Raw genomic sequence first — 16,249 nt, forward strand, 5'->3', positions numbered from 1 at the left:
CAACGGGTCCCGCTTGACGGCCACTTGGCCCGCCGCCGTCAAGCGGGACCCGTCGGCCGCGGCTGGCAGGATGTCGCCGTTGACCCCTTTGCGCGGCACATGACAGCGTCGGGCTGCCCGGGGCACGGGTCCCGGGCACATCGGCAGAGGGGACGGATCAGCATGGGCGACAGACGGGTCACGTACGCGGCGGCGGTCACGGCGGCGGCGCTCCTCCTCGGCGTCTCGGGCACGGCGGTCTCCGCCGCCGCGGCCCCGGCCCCCGCACCGGTCGCGGCCGCGGTGTCCGCGGCGCCGCAGCCGGCGTCCGGGCAGAGCAGCTACACGCCGGAGGAGGAGGCCCACCTGCGCGAGGTGGCCGCCGCCATCTGGAACGCCGACCTGGCGGCGGGCTGGAACATGAACCCCGAGGTCGCCGACGTGCTCTCCACGGCGACCGGCGAGATCCTGCGGTGTTCCGAGGCCTTCGCGCTGGTACCGCGCCCGGCGGGTTTCGTCCCGGGCGTCGGGTACCTGCTCAGCTACTGGAAGAACCTCAAGGACTATTTCCTCGCCGTGAAGGACAACCGCACCTACCGGGCCTGCGTGGTGACCGCCTCGGCCAACTACCGCTCGGCGATCGAGATGGCCTCCATGGGCATCTGATCCGCGGGGCGACCGGGCTGCCCGCGCGCCGCCCGGTCGCGCCCGGGACGCGATCCGCACAGGTGGGAGGCCGGCGACATGGGACCGCCGTCCCCGGGGCACCCAGTCGTGCACGAGACTGTGGGGTGGGTGGGCGCACGGCGCGCCCGGCCGCACCGCACCTCGGGCACCACCGGCCCCGAAAGGAAACACCGACGTGATCATCTTCGGCACCAAGGGTTACCTCTACCAGCTCGCGATACTGACGCTGCTGTGCGGGCGGTGCGGCAACCCGGCCGCGCACACCCTCAGCAAGCGCGTCACGAAGTTCACCCTGTTCTTCGTGCCGCTGTTCCCCGTCTCGACGAAGTACGCGACCCAGTGCACCTTCTGCGGCGCGCAGCAGAAGATCGGCAAGGAGCAGGCCGAGCAGCTGCAGGCCCAGGGCGCGGGCGGGCAGCCGCACGGCCACCAGCCCCAGCAGCAGCCCTACCAGGGCTGAGCCGCACCGCGGCTCCGGCCGCCGGGCCCCGCGCGGGTCCCCGGCAAGCCATAATGGACGTGAGGCGACGGCACCCCGGGGGGCAGCGTGGACAGGGCGTGGGAGACGGATCCGCCGGACGTGTCGCCGGCGCGGTCGGTGGGAACCCTTGAGGTGCGCCCGCTGGCGGACCGTGCGGGCTGGCAGGCCGCGGGTGAGATCAGTCTGACCACCCGCTCGGCCTGGGAACAGGCACTGTGCAGAATGGCTCAGGACGACGGGGAGGTGTACCACTTGGAGCTCTCGGCGGTCACCTTCGTCGACGTCGCCGGCGTGTCCGCCCTCGCCGCAGCCGCCCGGTCCCTTCCCGAAGGACGTCGCATCATGCTCGAACAGCCGCCCGCCGCCGTGGGACGGGTGCTGGACATGTTCTGGCCGGGTCTGCGGGGCGTCGAGGTGGTGTCGCGATGACGGCCGCGACCGCCGGGCCCTTCGTCCACCCCGCGCTGTTCTACCGCGGCGAGCAGGAGTACCTCGACGGCACGGTGCCGTTCGTACGGGCCGGTCTGGAGGCCGGCGAGCCGGTGGCGGTGGCCGTGCCCGCGCAGAAGCTGGGTGTCGTCCAGGAGGCGCTGGGCGACGCCGCGGCGGAGGTGACGTTCGTCGACATGACGCAGGCGGGCCGCAACCCCGGGCGGATCATCCCCAAGGTGCTGCGCGTCTTCGCCGACGCCCGTCCGGACACCCGGGTGCGGATCATCGGCGAGCCCGTCTGGCCCGGCCGCTCCGAGGCCGAGTACCCGGCCTGCGTCCAGCACGAGGCCCTGATCAACTCGGCGTTCGAGGGCCGGGAGGCGACGATCCTCTGTCCGTACGACGCGGAGGGGCTCGACGAGCGGGCGCTGACCGACGCGTACGCGACGCATCCCGTGGTGATCTCCGGGGGCCGGGAGCAAAAGAGCCCGTCGTACGCTCCCGAGCGGGTCGTCGAGCTGTACAACGAGCCGCTGAATCCGTCCGAGGCCGCGCAGGAGTACGTCTTCGGCGCGGACGAGCTGCCCACGGCCCGGTACTTCGTGGTCGAGCAGGCCGCGCGGTTCGGGCTGTCCGGCATCCGGCTGGAGGACCTGGCGCTGGTCGCGGCCGAGCTGACCACCAACAGCGTGGTGCACGGCGGCGGGACGGGCACGGTCCGGGTGTGGGCCGAGGACGGCCAGGTGGTGTGCGAGGTCCGCGACGAGGGGTGCATGAAGGACCCGCTCGCCGGCCGGCAGCCCTCGCCGCCCGCGCAGCTGGGCGGCCGGGGTCTGCTGCTGGTGAACTACCTCATGGACCTCGTACGCGTGCACACGGGGCCGGAGGGCACGGCCGTGCGCTGCTACGTCGACTGCTGAGGACGCCCGGCCGGCCCGCCGCCTCCTCCTACAGCTCGTCGGCGAACACTCCGGCGAGCTCGCGCCACACGGCACTCGGCAGTCCGGCGCCGCCCTCCTCGGCGGTCAGCACCTGGAGGGCGACGTGGTCGGCCCCGGCGTCGAAGTACGCGCGGGTCCGTGCCCGTACGCGCTCGGCGTCGCCCAGGGCGAAGAGGCCGTCGAGCAGACGGTCGCTGCCGCCGTCCTCGAAGTCGCTCCCGGTGTACCCCAGGCGCAGCAGGTTGTCGGTGTAGTTGGGCAGCTGGAGGTACATGGCGAGCATGTTGCGTGCGGTGGTGCGCGCCCGGTCGAGATCGGTGTCGAGCACGACGGAGACCTCCGGGGCGAGGACCGCGTCCGGTCCGAGCGCCCCGCGCGCCTGCGCCGTGTGCTCGGTGGTGACGAGGTAGGGGTGCGCTCCCCGTGCCCGGCCGGCCGCGAGCTTCAGCATCTTCGGGCCGAGCGCCGCCAGGACCCGGCGGGTGTCGTCCAGGGGTTCGGGGGCGGCATCGAGGGCGTCGAGGTAGGCCACCATCGCGCTGTAGGGCTTCGCGTACCGGGGTGCCAGCACGCTGTGGCTGACGCCCAGGCCCAGCAGGAACCGCTCGCGCGCGTCGGCGTCGAGGGCCGCGATGCGCGCGGCCACGGCCTCCGGCGTGTGCTCCCAGATGCTCAGGATGCCGGTGGCCACGGTGATCGTACGGGTGGCGGCGAGGACGGCCGCGGCGTCGTCGGGGGACGGATTGCCGCCGAGCCAGACGGTGCCGTAGCCCAGTTCTTCGAGCTCGGCGACGGCCTCGGCGATGGCCTTCCTGCCGGCGTCGTCCGCCCGCGACGCGTGCAGGGCGCCGCTCCAGATGCCGATGCGTCCGAGGGGCCGGTGTGTTGTCGAAGTCATGCCCTGATCAACAACGGTCCGGTGCTCCCCTGTTCCTGCGAGAMCCCCGATTCACCCGAACCGCCGCACCTGGCCGGGCCGGTCGGTCAGCGGCGGGTTGTCCGGAGCGGGGGTGACGGCGTCGGCGCGCAGCGGCAGGAGGTGCCCGGCCACCACGTGTTCGGGGGTGAAACGGACGCGGCGTCCGGTGCGGTCGTCGTCGCCGGGCACGCCCGTGCCGGTTTGTTCCACGGTCGCCCTGCCGGACAGGTGCGGGGTGCGGCCGGTGGCGAAGTCGCAGAAGAGCAAGGCGGCGGTGGGGTCGACGTGGAGGTTCCCGAGCGTGTTGAACATGTTGTTGCCGTCGTAGTCGGGCCACCACAGCCGCCCGTCCTCGACGCGGACGAATCCCGGCGGCCCGCCGCGGTGCGAGGCGTCGTTCCCGCGGGTGGGATGGGTGGTGCCGATCAGGAAGGTGTCGGAGCGGCGCACCAGGTCGGCGTCGTCGGGGGCGAGGGCGTGTGCGCGGCGTACAGGCTCGGCGCCGTGGGCGGCCGTGCCGGGCGCGGGGCGCAGGTGCCGTCGCGGGATGTACCGGGGGCAGTTGCCGTACGCCTGCTCCACCTCGATGCGCAGCCCGTAGGCGTCGGCGCGGGTCGACGTCCCGTTGATCCGCAGGCGCCTGCGGGTGGCGTACTCGACCACGATCAGTCCGGCGGGCCGGTTCGCCGGCAGGTCGTGGAGCGGGTCGCCGACGGCCGGCCGCGCCCGTACGTCGAGGGTGGTGGGTGAGGCGACGTGGAGGAATCCGGGCGATCCGGTGAGGGGGGAGATCCACAGCGTGCCGTCGGCGTCCCGGGCCGTGATCGCCGCGAACGTGCGCTCGGCCAGGAAGCGGGTCACGCCGCCGCGCAGGTCGGCGGGGTCCAGCATGCGGGTGAGGCCGGCCGCGGCCTGTACCACTCCGGCCGCGCGCTGAACGGCCAGCTCACCTTCGTGGAAACCCGTGAGGGCCTGGTCCGTCGGTTCGGTCATCGGTCTGCCTTCCGCACGTCCGCGAGCAGGTGGGCGGCCCTGCCGGTCGTCATGGCGGCAGGACCCTTTCACGCTGATTCTGACGCTTGAATGCGCCACCAACCATTAGAAGGACCATGACAGGTGCGGGCATCACTGTCAACGCATGGAGTCGGTCTCAACCGTTAGAAGTGGGGTAGCCTCCACGACATGGAGACCAGTGCACCCCTCCTGGGCGAGCCACTGCCCGTGGAGCTGATGAACACCGCCTGGGCGGACCGGGACGGGGTGCACGATGCCCTGCGGGACCCTGGCGGCGTCCGGGCCTGGCTGCATGCCGTGTCCGCCCGGACCGGGTTCACGGCACCCGACGGCCCCGACTGCCCCGACGGCCCGGTGGACCTCACCGATGACGAGCTCGGCCGGTTCGGCGACCGGCTGGTCGGCCTGCGCGACGCCCTGCGCCGGCTGGCCGCGGAGGTCACGGCGGATCCGCGCCCGGCGGCCGCCTCCCGCACCCGGGAACTGGAGGCCGCGGTGACCGCCCTCAACCGGGCCGCGGGCGAGAGTCCGCACTGGTCGGTGCTGTCCTGGACACCCGGTCAGGAGCCCTCGCGCCACACCCGCTCCCACGGAGAGGCGGGTTCCGCGGCCGTCTCGGCGCTCGCCGAGGAGTCCATCGCCTTCTTCGCCCAGGACGCCCGCAACCGGCTGCGCGCCTGCCTGGCGCCGGGCTGCGTCCTGTACTTCGTCAAGAACCACCCCCGCAGGGAGTGGTGCTCGGCGGGCTGCGGCAACCGCGCCCGGTCCGCCCGCCATTACCAGCGCCACCGCCCGGGCACCGCCTGACAGCGGCGCTCCGCCCGGCCGTTGCCAGGCACCCGGGGACTTCACGCCCGGGACTTCAAGGGGGTCAGCCGGCGAAGAAGGCGGCCAGGGCTGCCGTCAGGTCCTCCGGGGCCTCTTCCGCCACGTGGTGGCCCGAGTCGATCCCGTGGCCCCGTACGTCGGTGGCCCAGTCGGCCCAGATCTTCAGCGGGTCGCCGTAGAGGTCCTCCAGGTCGTCCCGGAGCGACCACAGGGCCAGCGCGGGGCACGTGATCCGTGTGCCGGCGGCCCGGTCGGCCTCCTCGTGGCGCCTGTCGACGGTCAGGCCCGCCCGGTAGTCCTCCAGCATCGCCCGTACGACGTCCGGGTTCCGCACGGCCTCGCGCCACTCGTCGTGGTTCTCCTGTCCCATGACCTGCGGGTCGCCGCGGTACCAGCTGTCCGGGTCGGCGTTGATGACCCGTTCGGGGACGTCCGGCTGGGCGAAGAAGAACCAGTGCCACCACTGCGTGGCGAACTTCGCGGTGATGCGGGACAGGTGCTCGCTGATGGGCAGGCAGTCGACGAACGCGACGCGCGACACCGCCCCGGGGTGGTCGAGGACCAGGCGCAGCGCGACGGCGCCCCCGCGGTCGTGCCCGGCGAGCATGAACCGGTCGTGGCCGAGGGCGCCCAGCACCTCCACCACGTCCTGCGCGACGGCCCGCTTGGAGTGGGCCGTGTGGTCCGCCGTGGGCGCCGGGCCGCGGGAGCGTCCGTACCCGCGCAGGTCGGGGCAGACCACGGTGAACCCCTGCTCGACCAGCGCGGGCGCCACCCGGTGCCAGGTCGCGGAGGTCCTGGGGTGACCGTGCAGCAGCACCACCGGCGGGCCCTCGCCGCCGTGCCGCACGAAGACGGACGAGTCGCGGAGCCGGACAGTCTCACCGGTGAAACCCTCGAACATCGCCCCGCCTCCCGATGGCCCGCGCGCACGTGGGCCCGCGGTCGTAAGTAAGTCCTTGTGTGGGTGTTCGTCCCGTCGCGCCGCTCGTGCACGCGCACGGGTGGGCGGTGCCGGGTCCGGAACCGGCGACCCCCGCGAGGGCCTCGTCGTGCCCTGCGGGGGTGTGTGCCGAATGAGCCGGACCGGTCAGCCGCCAGGCTGGATACGGCCGCGCCAGGAGCCGGACTCGCCGCCGCGCTTCTCGATGTACTCCTTGAAGCGGTGCATGTCACCCTTGATGCGGCGGTCGATCGTCCCCGTCAGGTCGCCGGCCTTCTCCACCGCCCCGGTCGGCTCGACCTCCATCGCGAGCTGGACCCGCGTGTGCGTCTCGTCCAGGCGCTGGAAGCTGACCGTGCCCTTCTGGTGGGTGTCGCCGCCGACCGTGCGCCAGGTGATGCGCTCGTCAGGGAGCTGGTCGATGATCTCGGTGTCGAACTCCCGCTTCACCCCGGCGATCTTCGTGGTCCAGTGGTTGTGGCGGTCGTCGAGCTGCTTGATCTCCTCGACCCCCTCCATGAAGTTCGGGAACTCCTCGAACTGGGTCCACTGGTTGTACGCGACACTGACCGGGACGTCGACCTCGACCGATTCCTTGACCGTGCTCATCAGGGTGACTCCTCTCTGCAAAGCGGCCACGGAGCGGATGCTCCGCCCCGTGGATCTCGTCTCGCCGCGGCGGGTACCCGGTACGCGCCCGGCTACAACTCCCGGTTCCGGACGATCGGCGCATGGGTCGCACGCGTCGGGATACCCGTCCGCCATGGCAAGGACATCGAATTCCGATCAGGGCGACGTCACCGGACCGGGCGCCGAGCAGCAGCGGGCCCAGGAGTCGGGACGGACGATCGAGCAGATCGACGAGCAGGCACCGGACAAGCCCACCGAGCTGCCGAAGCGGTCCTGGATGGCCGTGCTCAAGGGCACGGTCAAGGAGTTCCAGGACGACGAGCTCGCCGACCGCGCCGCGTCCCTCACGTACTACGGGGTGCTCTCGCTGTTCCCGGCGCTGCTGCTCCTGGTGTCGCTGCTCGGCGTCGCGGGGAAGTCGGCGACCCAGGAGGTCCTGGACAACCTCCAGAAACTGGCTCCCGGATCGGCCCGGGACATCATCAGCGACGCGGTGACGCAGTTGCAGGGCCGGGGCGGCGTCGGCTCGATCATGGCCGTGGTCAGCATCGTCCTCGCCGTGTGGTCGGCCTCCGGTTACGTGGCCGCCTTCATCCGCTCCGCCAACGCCGTCTACGACATCCCCGAGGGGCGCCCGGTCTGGAAGGTGCTGCCCATCCGGCTCGGCGTGACCGTCGTGCTCCTGGTCCTGGCGGTCGTCAGCTCGCTGATCGTGGTGTTCACCGGTGGTCTGGCCAGCCAGGTCGGCGGGGCGCTGGGCATCGGCGACACCGCGCTGACGGTGTGGTCGATCGCGAAGTGGCCGGTGCTGGTCGTGCTGGTCACGATCATGATCGCCCTGCTCTACTGGGCGACCCCGAACGTGAAGGGCCGCGGCTTCAAGTGGATCACCCCGGGGAGCGTGCTCGCCCTGGTGATCTGGCTGATCGCGTCGGCGGGCTTCGCCTTCTACGTGGCGAACTTCGGCTCGTACAACAAGACGTACGGCGCGCTCGCCGGTGTCATCATCTTCCTGATCTGGCTGTGGATCAGCAACATCGCGATCCTGCTGGGGCTGGAGTTCGACTCCGAGATGGCCCGCCAGCGCGCCATCGCGGGCGGCCTGCCGGAGACGGAGGAGCCCTACCTCCCGCCCCGGGACACCCGCGCCTGGAACGAGACGGAACAGCGCCGCGTGGGGGAATGAGGGCACGCGCCGCACGCGGTCCGGGAGGGCCGCGCGGAACCGGCCATCGGGCCGTGGAGGTCACGCCGCACCTGTGAGTGCGGCGTGACCTCCACGGCCCGTTCCGGTTCCGGGGTCCCGGGACAAGTTCAGGGTTCTCGCGAAGAAGTGTTGTCCGACGGGTTGCCGAGCAGTTGATTCATTACTTAAATCAACACCTGAACTAAGCGTCATCGCGCCACTTTTGGGTTTCTCCTGCTCACCCCGCACCCCTCCGCAGCCACTCCACACCCGCACGGAGTCAACGTATGAGACTCAGATCCCTGGGGATCGCGCTCGCCACGGCGGCGGCGCTCGTGACCCTCCCCTCCCAGCTGCCGGCCGCCGCGGCCGACGCACCGCTCTCCCAAGGAAAGACCGCCACCTCCTCCTCCGACGAGAACGCCGGGACCCCCGCGGCCGGCGCCGTCGACGGCGACACCGCGACCCGGTGGTCCTCGGGCCGCACCGACACCCAGTGGCTCCAGGTGGACCTCGGCACCTCGGCCACCCTCAGCAAGGTCGTCCTCAACTGGGAGGCGGCCTACGGGAAGGCGTACAAGATCCAGGTCTCCGACGACGGCAGTTCCTGGACCGACCTCAAGTCCGTCACCGGCGGCGACGGCGGCACCGACACGCTCGACGTCTCCGGCCAGGGCCGCTACGTGCGCATGCAGGGCGTCACCCGCGCCACCGAGTACGGCTACTCCCTCTGGGAGTTCCAGGTCTTCGGCACCTCCGGCAACCCCCCGGCCGCCACCTGCTCGACCGCCAACGCCGCCAAGGGCAAGCCGGCCACCGCCTCCTCCACGGAGAACGCCGGCACGCCCGCCGCGAGCGCCTTCGACGGCGACAACGGCACCCGCTGGTCCAGCCAGGCCTCCGACCCCCAGTGGGTGCGGGTGGACCTCGGCTCGGTCCAGGACATCTGCAAGGTCGACCTCAACTGGGAGGCGGCGTACGGCAAGGACTTCACCGTCCAGGCCTCCGCCGACGGCCAGAGCTGGACGACCCTGAAGTCCGTCACGAACGGCACGGGCGGCACCGCCTCCTACGACGTGAGCGGTTCGGGCCGCTACGTACGGATCAACGGCACCGCCCGCGGCACCGGTTACGGCTACTCGCTGTGGGAGGTCGCGGTGCACACCGGCACCGGCGGCAGCACCCCGCCGATCGAGGGCGGCGGCGACCTCGGTCCCAACGTCATCGTCGTGGACCCGAGCACGCCCAACCTGCAGGGCAAGTTCGACCAGGTCTTCGCGCAGCAGGAGTCCGCGCAGTTCGGCTCGGGCCGCTACCAGTTCCTGCTGAAGCCGGGCACGTACAACGGCATCAACGCCCAACTGGGCTTCTACACCTCGATCTCCGGCCTCGGCCTCAACCCCGACGACGTGAAGATCAACGGTGACATCACCGTGGACGCGGGCTGGTTCAACGGCAACGCCACCCAGAACTTCTGGCGTTCGGCGGAGAACCTGTCGCTCAAGCCCGTCAACGGTACGGACCGCTGGGCGGTCGCGCAGGCCGCGCCGTTCCGCCGCATCCACGTCGAGGGCGGCCTCAACCTCGCCCCGGCGGGCTACGGCTGGGCCTCCGGCGGCTACATCGCCGACTCGAAGATCGACGGCACGGTCGGCCCGTACTCGCAGCAGCAGTGGTACACCCGCGACAGCTCGGTCGGCGGCTGGACCAACGGCGTGTGGAACATGACGTTCTCCGGTGTGCAGGGCGCCCCGGCGACGAACTTCGACACCGGCCCGTACACCACGCTCGACACCACGCCGGTCTCCCGCGAGAAGCCGTTCCTCTACCTGGACGGCAACGACTACAAGGTGTTCGTGCCCGGCAAGCGCACCAACGCCCGCGGGGTGTCCTGGCCCGCCAACGCCGGCGGCACCTCGCTGCCGCTGAGCCGCTTCTACGTCGTCAAGCCGGGCGCGACCGCCGCGACCATCAACGCGGCACTGGACCAGGGCCTCAACCTCCTGTTCACGCCCGGGGTCTACCACCTGGACCGGACGATCAACGTGAACCGGGCCGACACCGTGGTCCTCGGGCTCGGCCTGGCCACGATCATCCCCGACAACGGCGTCGACGCCCTGCACGTGGGTGACGTGGACGGCGTCAAGCTGGCGGGATTCCTCATCGACGCCGGTGCCACGAAGTCCGACACGCTGCTGCAGGTCGGGGGCGCCGGTGCGTCGGCCGACCACGCGGCCGACCCGACCACCGTGCAGGACGTGTTCGTGCGGATCGGCGGGGCCGGACCCGGTCTGGCCACCCACTCGATGGTCGTCAACAGCGACGACGTCATCGTCGACCACACCTGGATCTGGCGCGCCGACCACGGCGAGGGCGTCGGCTGGGAGACCAACCGGGCCGACTACGGGCTGGAGGTCAACGGCGACGACGTCCTGACCACGGGCCTGTTCGTCGAGCACTTCAACAAGTACGACGTGGTGTGGAGCGGCGAACGCGGCAGGACGATCTTCTTCCAGAACGAGAAGGCCTACGACGTGCCGAACGCCGCCGCCGTCACCCATGACGGCATCGTCGGGTACGCCGCCTACAAGGTCGCCGACAGCGTCAGCACCCATGAGGCCTGGGGGCTGGGCAGTTACTGCAACTTCACGAGCGATTCGTCGATCGTGCAGCACCACGGCTTCCAGGTGCCGGTCAAGTCGGGCATCAAGCTGCACAGCATCCAGGTCATCTCCCTGGGCGGGAAGGGACAGTACGCCCACGTGGTCAACGACACGGGCGCGCCGACCTCCGGGTCGGACACGATCCCCTCCAAGATCACGAGCTTCCCGTGACGGCCGGCTGAGCACGTGAGCGGTTGAGCGACACCTGTGGCCCGCCCTTCCGGCGGGCCACAGGCATGTGGCGGGACGTGGGGTGCCGGGCCGGGTGAAAGGCGAGATCATCCACGGTTTATCATATGAGCACCGCCTAGCTCGAAAGATAAACCTGTGACTGTCAATGACGACGCGTTCACCAGTTGGAAGCACCGCGAGGAGATCGCGGAGTCGATGATCCCCCTCATCGGGAAGCTGCACCGCGAGCGGGACGTCACCGTCCTGCTGCACAGCCGCTCCCTGGTGAACAAGTCGGTGGTCAGCATCCTCAAGACCCACCGCTTCGCCCGGCAGATCGCCGGCGAGGAGCTCTCGGTCACCGAGACCCTGCCCTACCTGAAGGCCCTGACCGCGCTCGACCTCGGTCCCTCCCAGATCGACATCGGGATGCTCGCCGCCACCCACCGCGGCGACGAGCGCGGTCTGTCCGTCGAGGACTTCACCGCCGAGGCCGTCGCCGGCGCGACGGGCGCCGACAGGATCGAGAGCCGCGCGGGACGCGACGTCGTCCTGTACGGCTTCGGCCGCATCGGCCGCCTCGTCGCCCGCCTGCTCATCGAGAAGGCGGGCTCCGGGAACGGCCTGCGCCTGCGCGCCGTCGTCGTCCGCAAGGGCGGCGAGCAGGACATCGTGAAGCGCGCCTCGCTGCTGCGCCGCGACTCGATCCACGGCCAGTTCCAGGGCACGATCACCGTCGACGAGGCGAACAGCACGATCGTCGCCAACGGCAACGCGATCAAGGTGATCTACGCGGGCGACCCGTCCGAGGTGGACTACACGGCGTACGGCATCAAGGACGCCATCCTCATCGACAACACGGGCAGGTGGCGCGACCGCGAGGGGCTGTCGCAGCACCTGCGTCCCGGCATCGACAAGGTCGTGCTGACCGCGCCCGGCAAGGGTGACGTCCCCAACATCGTGCACGGCGTCAACCACGACACGATCAAGCCGGACGAGCAGATCCTGTCCTGCGCGTCCTGCACCACGAACGCGATCGTCCCGCCGCTGAAGGCGATGGCCGACGAGTACGGCGTCCTGCGCGGGCACGTGGAGACCGTCCACTCGTTCACCAACGACCAGAACCTGCTGGACAACTACCACAAGGCGGACCGGCGCGGCCGTTCGGCGCCGCTCAACATGGTGATCACCGAGACGGGCGCGGCCTCCGCCGTGGCCAAGGCGCTGCCCGACCTCGACGCGCCGATCACCGGCAGCTCGATCCGGGTGCCGGTGCCGGACGTCTCGATCGCGATCCTCAGCCTGCGGCTCGGGCGCGAGACGACCCGCGAGGAGGTCCTGGACCACCTGCGCGACGTGTCGCTGACGTCCCCGCTGAAGCGGCAGATCGACTTCACCACGGCCCCCGACGCGGTCTCCAGCGACTTCATCGGCTCGCGCCACGCCTCGATCGTCGACGCCGGGGCCACCAAGGTCGACGGCGACAACGCCATCCTCTACCTCTGGTACGACAACGAGTTCGGCTACTCCTGCCAGGTCGTCCGCGTCGTCCAGTACGTGTCCGGGGTCGAGTACCCGACGTACCCGGCGCCCGCGGCCTGACCGCACCGGGGTGCCCCGGGAAGGGATCCCGGGGCACCCCGCAGCCGGATTCCCGGGACGTCGTGATCAACCGGCGGCAGAATGGCGGGAACGACGGTTCGAGGCCGCCACGGCGGCCGCAGACGTCCGCGCACCGTACGCCGTGCCGCGGGCGTGGGAGAGGGAAGACATGAGCGAGAACCAGACCCCGTCCAGCGCTTCGGGGAGGCTCAACACCGGGGTGGCGCACAACGCCCGGGTCTGGAACTACTGGATCGGCGGGAAGGACAACTACGAGGTCGACCAGGCCGTCGGCGACCAGGTCGCCGGGATGTTCCCCGTCATCCGCGACGTGGCCCGCGCGGACCGGGAGTTCCTCGGGCGCGCGGTGCGCCATCTCGTCCAGGAGCGGGGGGTCCGGCAGTTCCTGGACATCGGCACGGGCCTGCCGACGCTGGACAACACGCACGAGATCGCGCAGCGCATCGCGCCCGAGGCGCGCATCGTCTACGTCGACAACGACCCGATCGTGCTGGCCCACGCGCGCACCCTGCTGACCAGTACGCCCGAGGGCGCCACCGACTACATCGACGCCGACGTCCACCGTCCCGGGACCATCGTCGAGCGGGCCTCGGCGACCCTGGACCTCGAACGGCCCGTCGCCGTGATGATGCTGGGCATCCTCAACTTCGTCCTGGACACCGGGCAGGCGCGGGACGTCGTGCGCGAGATCCTCGGCGCGGTCCCGTCCGGCAGCTACCTGGTCCTCACGCACCCCACCACCGACCCGGACCTCGGCGGCGAGGGCAACGTCGGGGCGATGGCGTTCTGGAACGAGAACGCCACCCCGCCGATCACGGCCCGTACCCGCGCCGAGGTCGCCGCCTTCTTCGACGGGCTGGAGTTCCTCGACCCGGGTCTCGTCTCCTGCACCCACTGGCACCCCACCACGGACGCGCCGACGACCGTTCCGCAGTTCGGCGCGGTGGCCGTGAAGCCCTGACGGACCGGCCGGGCCGCCCGCCCTCTCGCCGGAGGCCCGGCGGGAGGGCGGGCGGCGCCGAGTGGCGGCGGCCCCGTCCCGCCGTGGGCCGCCGCGCCGTCCTCGGCGCCGCTGCCGCCGTGGCGACGGGGTCGGCCCTGGCCGGCCTGTCCTCGCCCGCGTCGGCCGCCCCCGCCGCGCCGCGCGCCCCGCGGGCCCTGCCCGGCGGCGGCGATCTCGGCCCGAACGTCATCGTTTTCGACCCGTCCACCTCCGGGATCCAGGCCAAGCTGGACCAGGTGTTCCGCCAGCAGGAGTCGGCCCAGTTCGGCACCGGCCGCTACGCACTGCTCTTCAAGCCCGGCACCTACAACGGCCTCAACGCTCAGCTCGGCTTCTACACCTCCATCGCCGGCCTCGGCCTGTCGCCCGACGACACCACCATCAACGGCGACGTCACCGTCGACGCGGGCTGGTTCAACGGCAACGCCACGCAGAACTTCTGGCGTTCGGCGGAGAACCTGGCCCTGGTCCCGGTCAACGGCACCAACCGCTGGGCCGTGGCGCAGGCGGCCCCCTTCCGCCGCATGCACGTCCGCGGCGGCCTCAACCTCGCCCCGGACGGCTACGGCTGGGCCAGCGGCGGCTACATCGCGGACAGCCGCATCGACGGCCAGGTCGGACCGTACTCGCAGCAGCAGTGGTACACGCGCGACAGCGCCGTCGGCGGCTGGGTCAACGCCGTGTGGAACATGGTGTTCTCGGGCGTCGAGGGCGCACCCGCGCAGAGCTTCCCCAACCCGCCGTACACCACCCTCGCCACGACGCCCGTCTCCCGCGAGAAGCCCTTCCTGTACCTGAACGGCAGCGAGTACCGCGTCTTCCTGCCGGAGAAGCGCACCAACGCGCGCGGCGTGACCTGGGGCAACGGCACGCCCAGGGGTACGTCGCTGCCGCTGACGCAGTTCTACGTCGCCAAGCCCGGCGTGTCCGCGGCCACCCTCAACCAGGCGCTCACCGAGGGACTCCACCTCCTGTTCACGCCCGGCATCTACCACCTGGACCAGCCCGTCCAGGTGAACCGGGCCAACACCGTCGTGCTGGGCCTCGGGTACGCCACCCTCGTCCCGGACAACGGCGTCACCGCGCTCAAGGTCGCCGACGTCGACGGCGTACGGCTGGCCGGGTTCCTGATCGACGCCGGCCCGGTCAACTCCGCCACGCTCCTCGAAGTGGGCCCCCGGGGCGCGACGCAGGACCACTCCGCCAACCCGACCACCGTGCAGGACGTCTTCATCCGCATCGGCGGGGCGGGCGCGGGCAAGGCCACCACCAGCATGGTGATCAACAGCCGGCACACCATCGTCGACCACACCTGGGTGTGGCGCGCCGACCACGGCACCGGGGTCGGCTGGGAGACCAACCGGGCCGACTACGGCGTCGTCGTGAACGGCGACGACGTCCTCGCCACCGGGCTGTTCGTGGAGCACTTCAACAAGTACGACGTGCAGTGGAACGGCCAGCGGGGCCGCACCATCTTCTTCCAGAACGAGAAGGCCTACGACGCCCCGAACCAGGCCGCCATCCAGAACGGCTCCCTGAGGGGGTACGCCGCGTACAAGGTGGCCGACTCCGTCACCTCCCACGAGGGCTGGGGGCTGGGCAGTTACTGCTACTACAACGTCGACCCGACGATCGTCCAGCACCACGGCTTCGCCGCCCCGAACAACGGGGGCGTGAAGTTCCACGACCTCCTCGTCGTCTCACTCGGCGGCGCGGGCCAGTACGCCCACGTCATCAATGACATCGGAGCCCCCACGTCAGGTACTTCCACGGTGCCGTCGACGGTGGTCTCGTACCCCTAGGGCGTTTCTCTCCGGTCTCTCCGGTCTCTCCGGTCGTTCCGGCCTTTTCGGATCAGCTCCGGTCCGCGGCGCGAAGGTCGCGTTCCGCGGACCGGGCGCTGCGTTCTGCGGACAGGGTGCTGCGTTCCGCGGGCAGACGGGCGTACCGGCGAAGCGCCAGAGTGGGCGGCAGGGCGTGCCTCGGCAGGCCCGGACAGGCACCTCCCGGACCCCGAGGGCCTGTCCTGCGGGAAGCCGCCACGGGAGGGCGGTGGGCGGACGCCGCGGTCGGGCGTCCGCGTCAGGGGCGTGGAGCGCCGTGGCGCAGCGTCATGGCCGGGGGGTGGCCGAAGACCTCCCGGTAGTAGGCCGCGAAGCGGCTGGTGTGGGCGAATCCCCAGCGTGCGGCGATCCGGGTGACGGTCGAGGTGTCCGGGGTGGCGGCCTGCAGGTCGCGGTGCGCCTGCTCCAGGCGGACCCGGCGCAGATGGGCGAGCGGCGTGGTGTCGCGCCGGCTCCGGAAGGCCTGCTGCACGGCCCGGGGGGACGCGCACGCGGCCCGGGCGATGTCGGCGAGCGTGATGTCCCGGTGCGCGTGGGAGTCGATGTAGGCGAGGGCGCGCCGCAGGGTCGCCGAGGTCGCGTCCGTGCTGTCGACGCGGCGGGGATCCGGGGTCCGGCAGGGGAACAGGGACAGCGCGGTCACGGCGAGCAGGTGGGCCAGCTGCCCGGACAGCAGCGAGGGCACCGACTCCAGCCCGGCGAGCCGTTGGGAGACGAACACGGTCGCGGCCTGCCACAGCTGGGCCGCCGCAGGGGTCGGAGCCTGCAGCTCCAGGAAGTCCAGCCGGGTGCGTTCCCCGGCGGGGGTGCCCAGGGTGTCGTGCAGGAGCCCGGGGTCGAGGGCGGTCACCCGCATCGCCGCGGACCGGGACACCACCTGGTAGGGCAGCCCGTAGGGGGTCATC

At 71.5% G+C, this 16,249-nt stretch carries 15 protein-coding genes; 10 read left to right on the forward strand and 5 right to left on the reverse strand.

Annotated elements, in window-relative coordinates:
- Window positions 1-162 precede the first annotated feature (162 nt).
- The 4 genes from FGF04_RS07240 (at window position 163) to FGF04_RS07255 (ending at window position 2,499) form a co-directional block, all read left to right on the forward strand.
- Window positions 163-645 (forward strand): hypothetical protein, encoded by a 483-nt coding sequence (locus tag FGF04_RS07240; protein WP_149510422.1) that lies wholly within the window; start codon window positions 163-165, stop codon window positions 643-645.
- A gap of 196 nt (window positions 646-841) precedes the next feature.
- A complete protein-coding gene (locus FGF04_RS07245) occupies window positions 842-1,126 on the forward strand; it encodes a zinc-ribbon domain-containing protein (RefSeq protein WP_149510423.1) in 285 nt (94 codons plus the stop codon).
- An 87-nt stretch (window positions 1,127-1,213) separates the two neighbouring features.
- Entirely contained in the window at window positions 1,214-1,576 is a 363-nt protein-coding gene (locus FGF04_RS07250; RefSeq protein WP_235882227.1) for an STAS domain-containing protein, read from the forward strand.
- Window positions 1,573-2,499 carry an anti-sigma factor RsbA family regulatory protein gene (locus FGF04_RS07255; RefSeq protein ID WP_149510424.1) on the forward strand — a complete coding sequence of 309 codons (927 nt, stop codon included), beginning with the start codon at window positions 1,573-1,575 and terminating at the stop codon, window positions 2,497-2,499. The genes FGF04_RS07250 and FGF04_RS07255 overlap by 4 nt, the downstream gene beginning before the upstream one ends.
- Window positions 2,500-2,527: 28 nt before the next feature.
- Here the strand turns inward: FGF04_RS07255 and FGF04_RS07260 are convergent, their stop codons facing one another.
- Both FGF04_RS07260 and FGF04_RS07265 read right to left on the reverse strand, forming a co-directional pair.
- A complete protein-coding gene (locus tag FGF04_RS07260) occupies window positions 2,528-3,418 on the reverse strand; it encodes an LLM class F420-dependent oxidoreductase (RefSeq protein WP_149510425.1) in 891 nt (296 codons plus the stop codon).
- A gap of 51 nt (window positions 3,419-3,469) precedes the next feature.
- Complete coding sequence (locus tag FGF04_RS07265; RefSeq protein ID WP_149510426.1) at window positions 3,470-4,432, reverse strand: pyridoxamine 5'-phosphate oxidase family protein; 963 nt, start codon at window positions 4,430-4,432, stop codon at window positions 3,470-3,472.
- Between the two features lie 189 nt (window positions 4,433-4,621).
- Between FGF04_RS07265 and FGF04_RS07270 the strand changes: the two genes are divergently transcribed.
- Entirely contained in the window at window positions 4,622-5,260 is a 639-nt protein-coding gene (locus tag FGF04_RS07270; RefSeq protein WP_149510427.1) for a CGNR zinc finger domain-containing protein, read from the forward strand.
- A 64-nt stretch (window positions 5,261-5,324) separates the two neighbouring features.
- Here FGF04_RS07270 and FGF04_RS07275 read toward each other — a convergent pair whose 3' ends face one another.
- Both FGF04_RS07275 and FGF04_RS07280 read right to left on the reverse strand, forming a co-directional pair.
- Window positions 5,325-6,185 (reverse strand): alpha/beta fold hydrolase, encoded by an 861-nt coding sequence (locus FGF04_RS07275; RefSeq protein ID WP_149510428.1) that lies wholly within the window; start codon window positions 6,183-6,185, stop codon window positions 5,325-5,327.
- A gap of 186 nt (window positions 6,186-6,371) precedes the next feature.
- Window positions 6,372-6,833 (reverse strand): SRPBCC family protein, encoded by a 462-nt coding sequence (locus FGF04_RS07280; RefSeq protein WP_149510429.1) that lies wholly within the window; start codon window positions 6,831-6,833, stop codon window positions 6,372-6,374.
- Between the two features lie 154 nt (window positions 6,834-6,987).
- Between FGF04_RS07280 and FGF04_RS07285 the strand changes: the two genes are divergently transcribed.
- From FGF04_RS07285 to FGF04_RS07305, 5 genes are all read left to right on the forward strand, one after another.
- Window positions 6,988-8,040, forward strand: a complete 1,053-nt coding sequence (locus tag FGF04_RS07285; protein WP_149510430.1) for a YihY/virulence factor BrkB family protein — start codon at window positions 6,988-6,990, stop codon at window positions 8,038-8,040.
- Window positions 8,041-8,327: 287 nt separating this feature from the next.
- Window positions 8,328-10,874 carry a discoidin domain-containing protein gene (locus FGF04_RS07290; protein WP_149510431.1) on the forward strand — a complete coding sequence of 849 codons (2,547 nt, stop codon included), beginning with the start codon at window positions 8,328-8,330 and terminating at the stop codon, window positions 10,872-10,874.
- 156 nt (window positions 10,875-11,030) lie between these two features.
- On the forward strand, window positions 11,031-12,476 hold the full coding sequence (locus FGF04_RS07295; protein ID WP_149510432.1) for a glyceraldehyde-3-phosphate dehydrogenase: 1,446 nt from the start codon (window positions 11,031-11,033) through the stop codon (window positions 12,474-12,476).
- A gap of 169 nt (window positions 12,477-12,645) precedes the next feature.
- Window positions 12,646-13,458 carry an SAM-dependent methyltransferase gene (locus FGF04_RS07300; RefSeq protein WP_149510433.1) on the forward strand — a complete coding sequence of 271 codons (813 nt, stop codon included), beginning with the start codon at window positions 12,646-12,648 and terminating at the stop codon, window positions 13,456-13,458.
- An 83-nt stretch (window positions 13,459-13,541) separates the two neighbouring features.
- Window positions 13,542-15,302, forward strand: coding sequence for a coagulation factor 5/8 type domain-containing protein (locus FGF04_RS07305; protein ID WP_149510434.1), 1,761 nt, complete (start codon window positions 13,542-13,544; stop codon window positions 15,300-15,302).
- A gap of 280 nt (window positions 15,303-15,582) precedes the next feature.
- Here FGF04_RS07305 and FGF04_RS07310 read toward each other — a convergent pair.
- Window positions 15,583-16,249, reverse strand: a 667-nt coding sequence (locus FGF04_RS07310) for a helix-turn-helix transcriptional regulator (RefSeq protein ID WP_149510435.1), incomplete at its 5' end; no start/stop codon positions are given.

Source organism: Streptomyces apricus (assembly GCF_008369065.1).
Taxonomy (GTDB): Bacteria; Actinomycetota; Actinomycetes; order Streptomycetales; family Streptomycetaceae; genus Streptomyces; species Streptomyces apricus.